General features: G+C 71.8%; 17 protein-coding genes. 3 read left to right on the top strand and 14 right to left on the bottom strand.

Annotated elements, in window-relative coordinates; genetic code table 11:
* Window positions 1-304 precede the first annotated feature (304 nt).
* The 4 genes from ACH4KB_RS29775 to mshD form a co-directional block, all read right to left on the bottom strand.
* Window positions 305-1,321, bottom strand: a complete 1,017-nt coding sequence (locus ACH4KB_RS29775; RefSeq protein ID WP_398068930.1) for a hypothetical protein — start codon at window positions 1,319-1,321, stop codon at window positions 305-307.
* Window positions 1,318-2,238: an ABC transporter ATP-binding protein gene (locus ACH4KB_RS29770; protein WP_398068929.1), complete on the bottom strand. Its 921-nt coding sequence runs from the start codon at window positions 2,236-2,238 to the stop codon at window positions 1,318-1,320. The genes ACH4KB_RS29775 and ACH4KB_RS29770 overlap by 4 nt, the downstream gene beginning before the upstream one ends.
* A complete protein-coding gene (locus ACH4KB_RS29765; protein WP_228924345.1) occupies window positions 2,235-2,672 on the bottom strand; it encodes a GntR family transcriptional regulator in 438 nt (145 codons plus the stop codon). The genes ACH4KB_RS29770 and ACH4KB_RS29765 overlap by 4 nt, the downstream gene beginning before the upstream one ends.
* 123 nt (window positions 2,673-2,795) lie before the next feature.
* Window positions 2,796-3,719 (bottom strand): mycothiol synthase, encoded by a 924-nt coding sequence (mshD, locus tag ACH4KB_RS29760; protein WP_398068928.1) that lies wholly within the window; start codon window positions 3,717-3,719, stop codon window positions 2,796-2,798.
* 247 nt (window positions 3,720-3,966) lie between these two features.
* On the opposite strand from mshD, the gene ACH4KB_RS29755 reads away from it, so the two are divergent.
* Both ACH4KB_RS29755 and ACH4KB_RS29750 read left to right on the top strand, forming a co-directional pair.
* Window positions 3,967-5,778 (top strand): bifunctional metallophosphatase/5'-nucleotidase, encoded by a 1,812-nt coding sequence (locus ACH4KB_RS29755; RefSeq protein ID WP_398068927.1) that lies wholly within the window; start codon window positions 3,967-3,969, stop codon window positions 5,776-5,778.
* Window positions 5,779-5,914: 136 nt separating this feature from the next.
* Window positions 5,915-6,595 carry a hypothetical protein gene (locus ACH4KB_RS29750; RefSeq protein WP_398068926.1) on the top strand — a complete coding sequence of 227 codons (681 nt, stop codon included), beginning with the start codon at window positions 5,915-5,917 and terminating at the stop codon, window positions 6,593-6,595.
* 218 nt (window positions 6,596-6,813) lie between these two features.
* Here the strand turns inward: ACH4KB_RS29750 and ACH4KB_RS29745 are convergent, their stop codons facing one another.
* The 7 genes from ACH4KB_RS29745 to ACH4KB_RS29715 form a co-directional block, all read right to left on the bottom strand.
* On the bottom strand, window positions 6,814-7,590 hold the full coding sequence (locus ACH4KB_RS29745; protein WP_398068925.1) for a hypothetical protein: 777 nt from the start codon (window positions 7,588-7,590) through the stop codon (window positions 6,814-6,816).
* Window positions 7,591-7,786: 196 nt separating this feature from the next.
* Window positions 7,787-8,383, bottom strand: coding sequence for a hypothetical protein (locus ACH4KB_RS29740; protein WP_398068924.1), 597 nt, complete (start codon window positions 8,381-8,383; stop codon window positions 7,787-7,789).
* Window positions 8,384-8,446: 63 nt separating this feature from the next.
* A complete protein-coding gene (locus ACH4KB_RS29735) occupies window positions 8,447-9,010 on the bottom strand; it encodes a hypothetical protein (RefSeq protein ID WP_398068923.1) in 564 nt (187 codons plus the stop codon).
* Between the two features lie 135 nt (window positions 9,011-9,145).
* Window positions 9,146-9,742, bottom strand: coding sequence for a hypothetical protein (locus ACH4KB_RS29730; RefSeq protein WP_398068922.1), 597 nt, complete (start codon window positions 9,740-9,742; stop codon window positions 9,146-9,148).
* Entirely contained in the window at window positions 9,735-10,253 is a 519-nt protein-coding gene (locus ACH4KB_RS29725; RefSeq protein WP_398068921.1) for a SigE family RNA polymerase sigma factor, read from the bottom strand. Before ACH4KB_RS29725 ends, ACH4KB_RS29730 begins: the two co-directional genes overlap by 8 nt.
* Window positions 10,254-10,405: 152 nt before the next feature.
* Complete coding sequence (locus ACH4KB_RS29720) at window positions 10,406-11,164, bottom strand: isochorismatase family protein (protein ID WP_398068920.1); 759 nt, start codon at window positions 11,162-11,164, stop codon at window positions 10,406-10,408.
* Window positions 11,161-11,748: a cysteine hydrolase family protein gene (locus ACH4KB_RS29715; RefSeq protein ID WP_398068919.1), complete on the bottom strand. Its 588-nt coding sequence runs from the start codon at window positions 11,746-11,748 to the stop codon at window positions 11,161-11,163. The genes ACH4KB_RS29720 and ACH4KB_RS29715 overlap by 4 nt, the downstream gene beginning before the upstream one ends.
* A gap of 169 nt (window positions 11,749-11,917) precedes the next feature.
* Here ACH4KB_RS29715 and ACH4KB_RS29710 point away from each other — a divergent pair, with 169 nt between their 5' ends.
* The gene (locus ACH4KB_RS29710) at window positions 11,918-12,913 is read left to right on the top strand and encodes a GlxA family transcriptional regulator (RefSeq protein WP_398068918.1); all 996 of its coding nucleotides are present in this window, start codon (window positions 11,918-11,920) and stop codon (window positions 12,911-12,913) included.
* Between the two features lie 177 nt (window positions 12,914-13,090).
* On the opposite strand, the gene tgmC is transcribed toward ACH4KB_RS29710, so the two are convergent.
* From tgmC to tgmA, 3 genes are read right to left on the bottom strand one after another with little or no spacing between them, the layout of a single operon-like run.
* Window positions 13,091-14,212 carry an ATP-grasp peptide maturase system methyltransferase gene (tgmC, locus tag ACH4KB_RS29705; protein ID WP_398068917.1) on the bottom strand — a complete coding sequence of 374 codons (1,122 nt, stop codon included), beginning with the start codon at window positions 14,210-14,212 and terminating at the stop codon, window positions 13,091-13,093.
* On the bottom strand, window positions 14,205-15,164 hold the full coding sequence (gene tgmB / locus ACH4KB_RS29700) for an ATP-grasp ribosomal peptide maturase (protein ID WP_398068916.1): 960 nt from the start codon (window positions 15,162-15,164) through the stop codon (window positions 14,205-14,207). The genes tgmC and tgmB overlap by 8 nt, the downstream gene beginning before the upstream one ends.
* Window positions 15,165-15,175: 11 nt before the next feature.
* A complete protein-coding gene (gene tgmA, locus ACH4KB_RS29695; RefSeq protein WP_398068915.1) occupies window positions 15,176-15,448 on the bottom strand; it encodes a putative ATP-grasp-modified RiPP in 273 nt (90 codons plus the stop codon).
* Window positions 15,449-15,679: the final 231 nt, after the last annotated feature.

Here is a 15,679-nt window from a genome sequence, read left to right as displayed (position 1 = left end):
CCGGGGGTGCCTTGAGTGGCGTTTCCCCGGGCTCTCCCGTTGCGGCGGGGGGCGGGCACAGCTGGCTGCATCCCGTGAGGGTCGCAAGGGCGTCTGAATGGCCGGTAACGGCGACATGACGTACAGGAAGCGGTGCGCCTGCGGGTGGGCCTCGCGGTCACTGTACGTGTTCGGCGCGGCCGGATTGCCGAGCGGGGCGGGCGTACGTGTGCGCGGGGTACGCCCCCGGGCCCGCGCACGCGCCCGCCGTCCGGGCCCACCCCTCGCGGGGCCCGGACGGCGGTCCTTCCGTGGGTGGGTGCGGTCAGCCGTGCAGGCGGCGCAGGACCCGGAAGGCGGCGAACACGGCGAGGGCGGCGAGGGCGAGCAGGATGCCGGTCTCGACGAGCTGGAGGGGCCAGTAGTGGGAGGCGGGGTGGTGGTCGAGGTAGCCGTTGGCCACGCCCTGCTCCGACAGACAGACCTCGTGGTCGAGGGAGGAGTCGGTGCAGAGGTCGGCGGGCAGCACGTCGCCCCCCTTCGTCACCCAGCCCCACTCGACTACGGCGGCCCGGTCGGGCCAGTGGTAGCCGCCGTCCGGCGCGAAGGTGTCCCTCACGACCGGCCACAGGCTGTCGCGCAGCATGACCAGGGCGACCGTCACCAGTCCGGAGACGAACAGGCTCACCGCCATGGCGGGCACCGTGCGGCGCAGCCGGAGGCCGAGGAAAGCACCGAGTGCCAGGGCGAACAGGGTGTTCGCGACCGGGACCGTGCCGGACGCCATGAACGTGAACCACTCGAACCACGCGGCCGGGTATTCCGTTCCGGTCCGGGGCCGGGCCCACGCGAGGACGGCGGTCAGCGCGACGGCCCCCGGGACCACCAGCACGGCCGAGGCGGCAAGGCGGGCGATCAGCCAGTGGACGGGCGACACGGACTGGGTCCAGGACAGCCTGAAGGTGCCGTTCTCCCATTCACGGGCGATCAGCGGGCCCGCCACGAACGCCCCGACGACGGCGGGCAGGACGATCAGCACCAGGCTCGCGTGATCGGGTATCCGGCTGACCTCCAGCATGCTGTCGGCGTAGTCGCGGGCCGGCTGGAAGCAGGCCGGTACCGAACCGCTGGGCGTACAGCCGCTGTTCGCGAAGTCCGCCATGAGGTAGTCGGCCCGGAGTACTGCGGTGACCAGGGCGGCGGCCACGGCGGCGAGGAACGCTCCGGCGATCCACAGGCTCCGCCGGTGCACCCGCAGTACCACCCGCACGGCCCCCCGCAGGGTGGCGCGGCCTGGGGCGGCCGTGACCGCGTCGGGCTTCGGGGGCGTGAGGGTGCTCATGCCGCTGCCACCCCCTCCGCACCGGCCGTGCCCGCGACGACGCTCGCGCTCGGCGTGAACAGCGGCGGGGCGTCCGGGGAGCGGAGGTGGGCGAGCAGCAGCTCCTCCAGGGACGGTTCCGAGACGGCCCAGGCGGTGGTGTCCACGGGGCCCTCCTTCCTGACGAGCGCGGTGAGCTGACGTCCCGTCGTGCGGGATTCGACGACGGTGTGCGGGGAGAGGTCCTGCGTCCGGCCGGTGAGGAGGGCGTGGGCGGAGACGATGTCCTCGGCCTCCCCGCCGAGCCGGACGCGCCCGCCGTCGACGAACAGGAGGTAGTCGCAGGCGCCCTCCAGCTCGGTGAGGATGTGCGAGGACATCACGATGCTGGTGCCGTGCTCGGCGGTCTCCGCCATCAGGACGCCCATCAGCTCGTGCCGGGCGAGGGGGTCGAGGTCGGCCATCGGCTCGTCCAGCAGCATTAGTTCGGGCCGCTTGCCGAGGGCGAGGGCCAGCGCGAGACGGGTTCGCTGCCCGCCGGAGAGGGTACGGACGCGGGCCTTGCGCGGCAGTGGTCCGGCGATCCGGTCGGCGGTGGCACGGTCCCAGCGCCCGGGGTTCAGCTCGGCCCCGGCCCACAGGGTGTCGGCGACGGTGAGCTGCGGGTACAGGGGCTTGTCCTGGGAGACGAAGGCGATGCGGTCGCGTACGTCGCCGGGGGTGGTGGAGCCGAGGACGGCGAGCGACCCGGCGCTGGGGCGGTCCAGCCCGGCCGCCAGGTTCAACAGGGTCGACTTGCCCGCGCCGTTGGGCCCCACGAGGGCGCAGACGCGGCCGGCGGGCAGCCGGAACGAGCAGTCGTGCAGGGCGCGGTGGCGGCCGCCCCCGCGCCCGTAGGCCCTTCCGAGGCCGTGTGCCTCGATCGCGACGCCGGTCATCGTTCCTCGTCCCCCTTGTATGTGCTGTCCAGTACGGCGGTGAAGAGCGCGCCGACGTCGTCCTTCTCCAGGCCGGCCGCCCGGGCCCGGCGGGCCCAGTCGGCGAGTTCGGTGCGCAGCGGTGCGTCGGCGGCGGTCGCGTCGGCCGCGCCGCCCAGCGTGCCGAGCGTGCCCAGCGTCCGGCGGACGAAGGTGCCGAGTCCGCGACGGGCCTCGACGAGGCCTTCGCGCTCCAGCTCGCGGTAGGCCTTGAGGACCGTGTTCGGGTTGATCGCGGTGGCTTCCACGACCTCGCGGGCGGTCGGCAGCCGGTCGCCCGGTTCGAGTACGCCCAGGCGCAGGGCCTGCTTCGTCTGCTGGACGATCTGGAGGTAGGTGGCGACGCCGCTGCGCCGGTCGATGCGGAACTCGACCGCTGCGGATTCGGCTGTCATGCACTGCACCACCCTTTCACTAATTGAGTAGTGAAAGGGTGGTGTAAAAGCGGGGCGGCGTCAAGTGACGCCGCCCCTCGTCCGTCTGCCGGGGTGTCAGGACTCCGTGCGGTAGCCGGGGTGTCAGGACTCCGTGCGGTACATGAGGTCCACTTCGTGCGTGGTGAAGCCCATGCGCTCGTACACCGTCACGGCCGCCGTGTTGTCCGCGTCCACGTAGAGCATCGCGGTGGGCAGCGCCTCTGCGGCCAGGTGGTGCAGCCCGATCGAGGTCAGCGCCTTGCCGAGGCCGCCGCCCTGGGCTTCGGGCAGGACGCCGACCACGTACACCTCGCCGAGCTGCTCCGCCGCGTGCACCTTCGTCCAGTGGAAGCCGACGATCTCCCCGTCCCGCTCGGCCAGGAAGAAGCCCTTCGGGTCGAACCAGGGCTCCGCCTTGCGGTCGTCCAGGTCCTGCTGGGTCAGGGACCCCTGCTCGGGGTGGTGAGCAAAGGCGGCGCGGTTCACGGTGAGCCAGGCGGCGTCGTCACGGCCCGGCTCGAAGGTCCGTACGGTGACGCCCTCGGGCAGCACCGGCTCCGCCAGGTCGAGCGGGGCCAGGCTCCGCCGGAGCTGGCGCAGCTCGCGGAAGAGGGAGAGGCCGAGGACCTGGGCCAGGTGGCGGGCGGCGGAGCTGCCGCCGTGCGCCCAGACCCGCAGCCGCTTGCCGGTCGCGGCGAGGAGGGCCGCCCCCAGCGCCCGGCCGTGCCCGGTGCCGCGCCGGTCGGGGTGGACGACCAGCTCGGCGGCCGGGGCCTCCACCGGGTCGGTGTCCTCCAGCTGGGCGTAGCCGGCGAGCGTCCCGTCGACGGTGAGGAGGAAGTGCCGTACGCCGTCGCGGTGGCCGCCCCGGATCCGGAGCCTGCCCTGCTCGGAGACCGCCTGCCGGCCGTCCGACCGGGCGGCCTCGGCGAGCAGGGCGAGGACGGCGTCGGCCTGCGCGGAGTCGAGTGCGTCGAGGGTGTGGACCTCGCGTCCGGGAGCGGGGAGGGGTGCGTCAGTCGTCATGCCTCCGAGCGTACGGCGACGGGCGCGCCCGGCGGGGGCGCGGCGGGGTGGCGGGGCTGCGGACGGATGACGCGGGCGCTTGTGAGGGCGTTCCTGTCGAGCCACTTGGCCGGATGGCAACCAGTCCGTAACCCCGGACACCTGTTGCGCTACGCGCGTTGACTCTAGGCTGCGGCACGCAGGATCCCAGACGTGACACCAGCGACACGACTGCCACCACCGACAGCACTGACACACAAGGGGACCGATGTCAGCGACTCCGCAGAAGAACCGTGTGACACGGCGGCTGCTCGCCGCCACGGCCGGTCTGGCCACCGTGGGCGCGCTCGTCGCCGCGATGCCGGCCGGCGCCCAGGAGCGGGGCCACGGCCACGGGCACGGCCACCAGCCCCGTACCGTCGACGTGCAGTTGCTGTCGTTCAACGACCTGCACGGCAACCTGGAGCCGCCGGCCGGTTCGGCGGGCAACGTCTCCGAGACGCAGCCCGACGGCACGGTGAAGGCGATCCCGGCCGGTGGCGTCGAGTACCTGGCGACCTCGCTGCGCACCGCGCGCAAGGGCAACCCGTACTCCGTCACGGCGGCCGGCGGCGACCTGGTCGGCGCGAGCCCGCTGTTGTCGGGCCTCTTCCACGACGAGCCGACGATCGAGGCGCTGAACGGCCTCGACCTGGACGTCACGGCGGTCGGCAACCACGAGTTCGACGAGGGCGCGGCCGAGCTGGCCCGCCTCCAGGACGGCGGCTGCCACCCGGTCGAGGGCTGCTACGAGAAGGGCAAGAAGTTCCAGGGGGCCGGCTTCCCCTACCTCGCGGCCAACGTGACCAAGGAGAAGCCCGGCAAGCCGCTGCTGAAGCCGTACACCGTCTGGAAGAAGAACGGCGTCAAGATCGGCTTCATCGGTGTGACGCTGGAGGGCACCCCGGACATCGTCACCGCGAACGGCGTCAAGGGCCTCAAGTTCCACGACGAGGTCGAGACGATCAACAAGTACGCCCGCGAGCTGGACCGCAAGGGCGTCAAGTCCATCGTCGCGCTGATCCACGAGGGCGGGGCCCCGGCCTCCACCTCGTACAACTACGACTGCGACAGCCCCGGCGCGGGCGACGGCATCTCCGGCCCGATCGTCGACATCGCGAAGGGCATCACGCCGAAGGTGGACGCCCTGGTCACGGGCCACACCCACCAGGCGTACGTATGCACCGTCCCGGACCCGTCGGGCCGGCCGCGCATGGTCACCTCGGCCTCCTCGTTCGGCAAGGTGTACACGGACACCACACTCACCTACGACCGTCGCACCAAGGACATCGTCCGTACGTCGGTGAAGTCCGCGAACCACGTCGTGACCCGCGACCAGGCCAGGGCCGCCGACATGACGCGCCTGATCGACCGCTGGAACAAGCTCGCCGCCCCGATCGCGGGCAAGCCGCAGGGCTGGATCAGCGCCGACATCAACGGCCGCGGCTCCACGGCCCCCGAGAAGCCGCTCGGCAACGTCATCGCCGACGCCCAGCTCGAAGGCCTCGCCCCGGCCGACAAGGGCGGCGCGGAGGTCGCGTTCATGAACCCGGGCGGCATCCGCGCGGACCTGGTGCACAAGGCCTCCGGCAGTGAGGGCGACGGGGTCGTCACCTACGGCGAGGCGTTCACCGTGCAGCCGTTCACCAACATGATGAACGTCGTCGACCTGACCGGCGCCCAGCTGGTCACCGCGCTCCAGCAGCAGGTCAGCGGCTCCAACGAGGCCAGCCCGAAGATCCTCCAGGTCTCCAGGGGCCTCACGTACACCCTCGACCTGACGAAGAGCGGCGCGGACCGCGTGGTCGCCGGCACCATCAAGCTGAACGGCGCGGCGATCGACCCGGCCAGGACCTACCGCGTCGCGATGAACGAGTTCCTCGCGGGCGGCGGCGACGGCTTCGCGGCCCTCGGCCAGGGCACGAACAAGCTGGTCGGCGCCTCCGACCTGGACCTGTTCAACGCCTACCTGGCGGCCCACTCCACGGCCGCCGCCCCGCTGGCCCCGCCGGCGACGGACCGGATCACGGTCATTCAGTAACTCCGCGCGGGTGAAGGGGCGGTGGGCCTGGGGCCTGCCGCCCTTCCCTCGTTCCACGAGGTGGATCCGGCCTTTCCACAAGGTGGGGATCCGGGTGCCGGACACATCATTTCCCCGTTCCTGAGGAGCCCGTCGGGTGAGCAACGTGCTGAAGATGAACGGCGTCCGGCGGAAGGGCCGGAAACTCGCGTCCACCACGGTCGCGGACGCGATCGACTTCTCCGACGGTGCGGGACCGGCCCGCGCGGTCGCGTACCCGGAGCGTGAGCTGCCGCCGGGCGGCGTACCCGCCTATCTCGCGGCCCGCAAGAGCGGCGCCCGCTCCTTCGTGCTCTGGGCCGACGAGCACCGCCGGGAGCGGGTGGCCACGGTGGTGACCCGGTCCGCCGCCGGTGGCGTCGCCACCTTCCACGTCCTCGGCGCGCACGGCGAGCACCTCGGCACGATCGTGCTCGAGAAGGCGTTCCGCGGCAGGGGCCTTCGCACGCGCTGGACCGTGACCCCGGCCGGCGGCCCCGAGGCGGTGGGCTACAAGGGCCGGATCGTGTGGTGGTTCGTGTGGTGGCTGTGTCTGCCCCTGATGGTGGTGGTCGTCATCTTCTCCGTCCTCGACGGCATCCCCGGCAACGAGGGCGGTGCCGCGCGCGCCCCCCGGCGCATCCGATGGCGTGCGGGCGGCAGGATGCCCCTGGAGTTCAGGTCCCGCGGCAGCAAGCTGCATCTGCACGCGCCGGAGACGGACTGGCGGCTCGGGGCGGCGCTGGTCGCCCTGGTGGACAGCTTCAGCGCCGACATGTGGGACGGCCACCAGACGTGACCCGCCACCGGGCGGTGCTACGGGGTGGTGCGGCCCGGTCCTGCCGGCCCTCGCGATCCCCGGTGCGCGCATGAGGCCGGCGGGCGCGGGAGCAGCCGCGCTGGCGGGTGTCCGCGGGCGTGCGGGCTCCGGGCGGGCGTCATGGCGTACGCCTCCGGGCGGGCGTCATCGCGTACGCCTCCGGGCCGCCGGGCTCCTTGACGGAGGCCCGGGGCACGTCAGGGCCTGAACAGCGACGTCAGGCCGGTCACCTGGCCCGCGTCGTCGACGACCAGGTCGTATCCGATGCCGTCGGAGTACGTGGGGTCGAGCCGGTTGATCAGGGTGACCAGCTCGGCGGGGGAGTACGGGAGCAGCTCGGCGCGGCTGGTGCCGGCGACCTCGTCGCGGGCCGGGACCGCCAGCAGTACCTGGCTGTTCTCGGCCAGGGGAACCGTCGTGAAGGGACCCGTGCCCGGGTTGATCTCCCAGGTGTCGAACCGGGTGTTGATCTTCTTCTCGGCGGTTCGCGCGGACAGGTAGGCGCGTCCGTCGCTGATCCAGGCCTTGCTGATGTTGACGAACGGCTCGGTGCCGGCGAAGGGGGCGGTGCCGGCCGCCGCCGAGGTGTCCTTGAAGGCCGCCGCCGGGGCCGCCGGTGCGGAAGACGGGGCGGAAGGCTGGGCGGAGGACGGGGCAGGGGACGGGGCGGCGGCGTCGGTGGACTTCCTGTCCGCGTCCGTCCGGAAGCCGGTCTTGTCGGCTCGCGAGGGAGGTGTGGTCTTCTCGTCGCTCGCGGCGAGAGGCGTGCCCTGGTCGCCGTCCTCGGGCCGAGCGTCGTCCGCCGCGTCCGCCGCGTCCGTGGTGTCGTCGGCCGCGGGGGACGGAGCCGACTTGACGGCCGCGGAAGGAGCCATGTGGTCTGCGGACTTCTGGCCGCAGCCGGTCAGAACAAGGGCGCTGAGAGCGATAGCGGTGAGCCAGCCTTTTGCGGAGTGACGGCGGGAAGCGTTCATAGTCAACTGCTCCTATTGATCAGTGTGTTTGGGTTACACCCTCTCTACGCCCCACGCAGCCCCCCGGGTTGCACTCGGGCCAGATTATTTTCTTCTTTTGTATTTCACGGGCGCGCCGCCCCCGAACGACGAGTATCCCGGCAGTCGCGAAGACTGACGGGTCTCGTGGGGAAGCCTGTTCTGCCTGGTCAGGCGTTTATTTAACGGTCAGCCAGTAGGCTTCCCGAAGCGACTGCACGCGGCCCTCACCGTCATAATCGATGGCGAACACCCACTGCGGCCCGGCGCTCAGCCGGCCCACCAACGCGTCTATCCGAATGTCCCCCGCCTCTCCGGCGGTCACATTTTTGACTTCGACCGGAGTTTCCGGCCGCAGCGTTATTTTGTGCACCACTCCGGTGCGTGTGACGGTGCCCTTTCCGGCACGAGCCTGCGCCACAGTGACCCGAACCGTATTCCCGTCCCCCGCCACCGCGTCGTAAACGAAACCGAGTTCACTGGCGTATTCCTCTCCCGGTGCGGGCGTCGGGGCCACGAACGGAGAGGCGCTCGCCGCTGCTGTCGGCTTCGTGGCGGACGGTGCCGCCTCCGGTGCGAGCCGGGCAACTGACAGGATTCCCATGGCCAGAGCCGCCGCCATCACCACGCCACCCGTCGCCCGAGCCGCCCGTTTGCGCCGCCGGCGCCGATCGCCGCGCACGCGGACCTGCTCCGCGGTCTGTGGGGCGGCGTGTCTCCGGCCCGAGGCGGCGAGGTCGGCGAGCCGACCCTCCAGGTCGGTTTCATCGTCCATGCCTCACCTCCGCTCCTGTCCCCGGCGGGTTCCGGTGGGCCCCGGCCCACCGGTGTGCTCGGCTCACGGCTTGTACAGAGACTGCACCTTGGTGACCCGGCCCTCACCGTCGAAGCTCAGGTCGAATCCGGCGCCTCCGCGAATCCGGGGGTCCAACCGCGTCAGCAGGGTGACGAACTCGGCCTGTGAGGCCGGTAGGGGCTCCCCGCCCCCGGCCCCCGGGGTGTCATCGCCGCGCACCGGCACGGTCAGCAGCACCCGGGCGTCCTCCGCCAGGGCCACCGTGGTGTACTCCCCCGTGCCGGGGGCGATCTCCCAGGTGTCGAACTGGGTGTTCACCTTCTTCTCGGCGGGCCGCACCGACAGCTTGGTCAGCCCGCCCTCGGCCCAGGCCTTGTCGATCGTCACGAACTGCTTGGTACCGGCGAAGGGGACGCCGGTGGTGGCCTCAGCGGCCGGTGCGGCGTCCCCGGCGCCCGGTGTGGCGGCCGGTCCGGCGGCCGTCGTCCCGGCGGGGGAGGGGGCCGCGGCGTCCTCGGTCGTCCCGCCGCAGCCGGTCAGGACAAGGGCGCCGGAGGCGACGACGGTGAGCAGGCGCAACGTGGCCCGGCGGCGTGCGGCATGCATGTTCAACGTACTCCTGGAAGCCGGTGCGGACGGGTTGCACGGTCTCTACGCCCCACACCGCCCGCCGGGTTGCATCCGGGCCGGAACAATTTTCCGAGCGGGTCCGGACGCCGCACCGGCCGGACCTCCCGGCCGTCACTCCACGGTCAGCCAGTGGGCTTCCCGCAGCGACTGGACCCGGCCCTCACCGTCGTAGTCGAGGGCGAACACCCACTGCGGCCCGGCCCGCAGCCGGCCCACGACGTCCTCCAGCCGCTGGTCCCCCGGTTCCCCTCCGGTCAGGCGCTCCACCTCGACCGGGGTCACCGCCGGCAGGGTCAGCTCGTGCACCACGCCGGTGGGCACGGCCCTCCCCTTCTCGTCACGGAGCTGCTGGACGGTGACCCGGAACCTGCCCCCGTCCAGCTCCACCGCGTCGTACACATAGCCGAGTTCGACGGCGTATTCCTCTCCCGGCGCGGGCGTCGGGGCCACGAACCGGGGAGCGCTCGCGGACGGGCCCGGATCCGCGGCGGTCGGAGCCGGCTCGGACCCGGGCCGGACCAACGACAGACCCCCCACGACCACCGCGGCGGCCAGCAGCACACCGCCCGACGCCCGGGCGGCCCGCTTGCGCCGCCGGCGCCGGTCCCCGCGCGCCCGGATCAGCTCGGCGGCCATCGGCGCGGCCCCCTGGCGGCCGCCGGTGGCGAGGTCGGCGAGCCGCTCGTCCAGGCTGGTCTCGTCAACCACGTTCCACCTCCGACACCCGGTCCGCCCGCGGATCCAGCTCAGTATCGGCCAGAATCCTCGCCAGCGCAGCCCGCCCCCGGCTCAGCTGCGCCTTGACCGTGCCCACGGGGGAGTTGGTCTCCTCGGCGACCTGCTTCACTTCCAGGTCGCACAGGTGGTGGAGCACGATGACCCGCCGCTGCGCCGCGGGGATCTGCTTCAACGCCGCGACCAGCAGCACGTGGTGATCGTCCGGCGGCGGTACGTTCGGAGGCGGGCCCTGCCGTTTCGCGAAGGTGAGGGACGTACGCACCCGCCGCCACCGGCTGACCGCCAGCCGGTAGGCCACGGTGCGTACCCACGCCTCCGGCGCCCCGTCCTTGTCCAGCGCGGTCCGGCGCTCCCAGGCCCGCACGAAGGCTTCCTGCACCACGTCCTGCGCCTCGGCGCGGTCACCGATCATGGCGTACAGCTGACCGATGAGCCGGCCCACGCTCCCGGCGTAAAAGGCGTCGAACGCCTGCTCGTCCATCCCCACCTGGTCTTTTGGAAGATCGCCTATCCGTTCAGTCGTGCGAACACTGCCACCAGGCCCGCGCACGGCGCAAGGATCCGCGGAGAAGGATGTGGACCCGCCCGGGGCCCGGGATTTCGGACGGACGGGGGCGGGAGGGAGGTGGAGGGCTACGTGAGGGACTTCTGGGTCGGGACGACCACTCCGTACAGGTCCTGGATCGTGGCGAGAGCGGACTCGTGCAGCTGCTGTGCCGGGATGCCGTTCGGGTCGCCGTTCAGCGGCAGTGGACGGGTCGCGGAGGCGTCGGCGACGACAGTCGGGTGGTTGCCGTTGACGAACGCGCCCTGCGTGGTGAACAGGGTGCACATGTTGGTCATGAAACCGGCGATGATGACGTTCTCGCGCCCGGCCTTCTTCACCTCTTCGGCGAGGTTCGTGTCGTGGAATCCGTTCGGGACGCTCTTCTCCACGACGGGCTCGCCCTTGACCGGCTTCACGGCGGGGATGATCTGCCCCGCCTCCGACGTGAGGTCGTAGCCCTTGTCGACGATGTGGATGACCGGTGTCCTCGCCGCGCGGGCGCGCTTCAGCAGGGCCGCGGTGTTGTCGAGGGCGGGCTGCCAGCCGTCGAGCTCCATCACGCCCTCGGTGTAGGTGTTCTGGTAGTCGACGAGGATCAGCGTCGCGTCGGCCAGCGTGGCGGGGGTCTCGTCGAACTTGTTGAGCTCCCGCAGCGTGGTCGTGTCCTCGGCGGCGTTCTCCGAGGCGCCCTTCGCGGCGTTCTTCGCGGTGGCGCTCGGCGTGGCCGGGGCGCTGGAGCCGCCGTCCTGGCCGGGGGTGGCCTCGGGACTCCCGCCGCAGGCGGTGGCGGTGGCCGCGAGGAGGGCGGCGACGCCGATCGCGGTGACGGTGCGGAGCAGCTTCATCGGGTGATCTCCTGCTGGGAGGCGACGACGACCCCGTACAGGTCGCCGATGGTGGCCAGGGCGGCGTGATGCACCTGGCGGGCGTCGAGGTCGGTCCCGGCGACCGGCAGGGACCGGGTCGCGCAGGCGTCGGCGACGACCGTGGGGCGGTTGCCGCGCAGGAACGCGCCCTGTGCCGTGAACGCCACGCACATATGGGTCATCCAGCCCGCGATGATCACGTCCTGGCCCTCCGGGACGTGCTCGCCCAGGTCGGTGCCGTGGAAGGAGTCCGGGGCCTGCTTGACGACGACGGTCTCGCCGTCGGCCGGGGCGAGGGCGGGGTGGATCTGTCCGATCTCGGCCCGGATGTCGTACGGGGTTCCCACGCCGCCGTCGTTGATGACGTGCACGACCTTCGTCCCCGCCTCACGGGCCCGGGCCAGCAGGCGCACGGCGGCGTCCAGCGAGTCCTGCCAGCCGTCGAGTTCCATCACGCCACGGGTGTAGGTGTTCTGGTAGTCGACCAGGACCAGCGTGGAGTCGGCGAGCGTGGCCGGGGTCGCGTCGAAGCCGTTGAGTTCGCGCAGGGTGGTTCGGGACATGGGTGTACCGCCTCGGAGTGGTGCGTCGGGGAGATGCGCTCGGGTGTCGAGCTGTTCCCGACGCTAGGCCCGGACAGGGATGTCCGCAATGACGTCTAACATGCAGATACCGACATGCGTCTCCGGTGGCGACCGCCGCCGGACGTACGGCTGATCAAGGAGGTCGGGCATGGGCGTCGCCGGACGGCTCGTCGTCATCGTTCTCTTCGAGGGCGTCGACCTGCTCGACGTCACCGGGCCCCCGGAGGTGTTCTCGCTCGCCCGGCGCGAGACCGACGACGCGGCCGGATACGAGGTGGTCCTGGCTGCCGAGTCCATGGACCCCGTCACCACCGGGGCCGGGGTCCGCATCCTCCCTGATCTCACCTTCGACGAGGCGGCCGGGCGGAGCATCGACACCCTCATCGTCCCCGGCTCGGTGGAGGTCGACAGCGAGCGCCGGGTGCACGCCCTCGTCGACCCCGCGCTGGTGGAGCGGGTCAAGGAACTCACCGCGCGTACCCGGCGGGTCACCTCCGTCTGCGTCGGAGCGCATCTGCTGGCCGCCGCCGGCCTGCTCGACGGCAAGCGCGCCACCACCCACTGGTCGACCGCGCGACAACTCGCCGCCGAGCACCCGGAGATCGAGGTCGACGTCGACCCGATCTTCATCCGCGAGGGCGATGTGTGGACCGGGGCCGGGATCAGCGCCTGCCTCGACCTGTCGCTCGCCCTGATCGCGGACGACCTCGGTGAGGCGGTCGCCCTGCGTATCGCCCGTCAGCTCGTGATGTACCTGAAGCGGCCGAGCGGGCAGAGCCAGTTCAGTGTTCCGCTGGAGCAGATCTCGGCGACGCGGCGCGTCGAGGACCTCCGCCACCACATCCTGCGCAACATCGGCCGCCGGCTCACCGTCGAGGACCTCGCCGCCCACGCGCATGTCAGCGACCGCCACCTCACCCGGATCTTCAGGACCGAGCTGAACACGACCCCGCACGCGTACATCGAGTCCGTCCGGGTCGAGAAGGCGCGCAACGAACTGGAGTCCTCCGACGCCACCCTCGAACGCATCGCCTCCGTCTGCGGGTTCGGCACGGTGGACACCCTGGTACGCGCCTTCCGGCGGCGGCTGAACGCGACGCCGACGGAGTACCGGCGCAGGTTCCGGACCTCCCGCACGGGCTGAGCGCGCAGCACGAAGGGGGCGGCGTGCCGTATCGGCCCACCGCCCCCTCGGAGCGCGGCACGTATGTGGCCGAGCAGAAGCCGGAAGCCCCGGACGCGGAGGCGTAAGAAAGCCCCGCCCGCCCGCCGCGGGGGAACGACGGACGGACCGGGCCGCATGGGGGCTGTCAGCTGATGGCTACGCCCACGTGAGGCGTTGGCCATCGGGGCCGACGTGCAGCCGCATTCGATCGGCAGGCGGTCGCCCGTCCGCCTGCCAGCGTGTGACGCGTTCGGCGATCTGATCCCACAAGCGCGCCGCGCCGCCCTGCCGGACCATCCACCGCGCGCCGTCCCGGAAGACGACCGCCCACGATTCGGCGTCCACGTCGATCACGACGTGTTCGGTTCGGCCGTCCCGTTCGAGCGCGAGCCGCTGCGCGTGAGGCGCGGCGAACTGTGCGACGAATCGGGCCGTCCAGTCGTCGAGCACGTCCGCGCCGAATCCCGTGGGCACGGCCTCGCCCTCACTGAGGTTCGGCAGCATTCCGAGCGGGGGCGGAAGCTGCGGGCGGGCCAGCATGAACGAGACCTGTCCGCCGAGAACCGGGCCACTGGCCGTGCCGTCGTCGGCGACCGTGAGCCGTACGAGTTCGGATGCGTGCATCCATCCGCCGACCGTGACCAGGACCTCACCGCCGGGCCGGGTCTGCGCGAGCCAGTCGGCCGGCACCGTGTGCACGCCGCATGTCGCGATCACGCGGTCATACCGGCTGCCTTCCTTGTAACCCGCCAGGCCGTCACCGACCACGCGGGCAGGCCAGTGCCCGGCGCCCCCGAGCGCCATTCCGGCGCGGGCGGACACTTCCGCGTCCACCTCTACCGTGGTCACGTTGTCCTCGCCGACGACATGGCAGAGCAGCGCGGTTGAGTAGCCCGTGCCCGTGCCGATCTCCAGGACGCGCGTTCCCTCAGTGGCCCGCAGGTCTTCGAGCATCCGCACGACCAGCCCCGGCAGGGTGGACGACGAGGAGGGCGCCGCCGCGATGCGCCCCTCGACCTGGTCGGGGAAGACGCCCCCGGCCACCTGCGTCACGAGGGTGTCGTCTTCGTAGATCCGCCCGAGGCCGGCCGCGTCGTGCCCGGATACAGGCCGGTACCAGCCGCCGTCTTCGTACTCGAACCAGCCACGCGAGAGGAACGCCTCGCGAGGCACGGCCAGTACGGCCGCTTCCCATTCTGGGCTGCGCAGTGCGCCGGACTTGGTCAGGTGCCGCGCGAGGTCGGCCCGCAGTTTTTCCGAGGGCAGGTGGTCAGTCATGATGGCTCGCTCCGTTCTCCAGCAGGTCTGCGATTGCGCTGGTGACCGGCAGTCCGGCCGCTTCTTCGAGCCACGCCCATTGACCGTTCGGGTTGCACTCCAAGAACCACCATGCGCCGTCAGCGGTTACGGCGAAGTCGAAGGCTCCGAAGTTGAGCCCGAAGTCGGCGAGGAACCGCACCAGCGTCCCGCGGATCTCCTCCGGACAGGCCACGGGTTCATAGGCGAGGCTCTGATACTCCGCTCTCCAGTCCACGACCCCGGGCGGCGCGGTGATCCTGGCGCTGAACACCTGGTCGCCGACGACGACCGCGCGCACGTCCGCCACCTTGGGCACCTGCGCTTGGAACAGGTGCGCGCTGTAGCTCACCGCGCCGTCGATCTCCCCGGCCTCGACCGGAGCGGCCCAGATTCCGGCGGGCTCGCCCTCGACGTCGTACGCCCCGGCGTGCAAGGGCTTGTAGATGGCCGCCTGCTCGGCGCAGAACGCCTTGGCCTCCATCGGATCGTTCGTGATCAGGGTGGCCGGAGCCGTGAGACCTACCCGGGCCGCAGCGTCCAACTGCGCGGGTTTGTACTCGGCCCGCGCGATGGCCTGCGGGTGGCTGAGGTACAGGCACCCCGGCAGCGCGCCCAGCACTCCGCCCAGTCCCCGCCGGTTCTCCTGCGCGGCGAACCGGGCCGCCTGCTCGCCGCTGTCCGTCGGGTAGACGTTCGGGCGACGGTGGTACAGGGCGCGCACGGCGGATAAGTCGGCCGCCCGCTCTCCCGCAGTGAGCCGTCCGCCCCATCCGCCCGGCCCCAGACGCGCGGCGAGCACCGACGTGGCCGGAAAGTCCCGCCCAGGGTCGAAGCGCAGGACGGGCACCCGGCGCCGGTTCAACTCCGCGATGACCAGATCAGCGGTCGCGTCCTCATCCTGCGTGCAGACCAGCACCGAGCGTCCGTCCATGGCGCTACCCCCTAGTCCTGCGTTGCGTCGTGGCCGGAGTCGGCGTCTACCTTGCCGTCCTTGCCGACCTGCGTGGGCGGGTAGGTGTTCACGCTCCTACCGTGCTTGCCGAGTTCGGCCGGCGTCATCACGCCGTCCTCCCCGACCCATCGCCCGGTCTGCGTGGCGGGGTCAACGCCCGCGTACCGCCAGGGCGAGGGGGAACCGTTGCGCAACGGAGTCATACGGCGCAGTCCCCATGGGGCCTGTGCGATCGTCTCCGTACCTGCGAGGCTCGTTTGCAAGTCTCCTCCTTGGTCGCTTCGTACTGTGGATGTGGTGCAGGACCCGCCCCGGCAGGCGCTCGACCTGTCCAAGGGTTGCGGGCGGATGATCCGCCGGGGCGGGAGTCTGGGGGGCCCGCACCCCTGCCGGGGTTGGGTGTGGGAGAACCGTCAACCGGTCATCCCCGGCAGGGGGCGGAGTCTTCACAGCTAGAGCTGTCGCTTGCACTCGCGGCAGTACGTCTTGCCGCC

The sequence above is a fragment of the Streptomyces sp. NPDC017520 genome (genome assembly GCF_044329855.1).
Taxonomy (GTDB): domain Bacteria; phylum Actinomycetota; class Actinomycetes; order Streptomycetales; family Streptomycetaceae; genus Streptomyces.
This window is presented reverse-complemented; position numbering and strand designations above follow the sequence as displayed.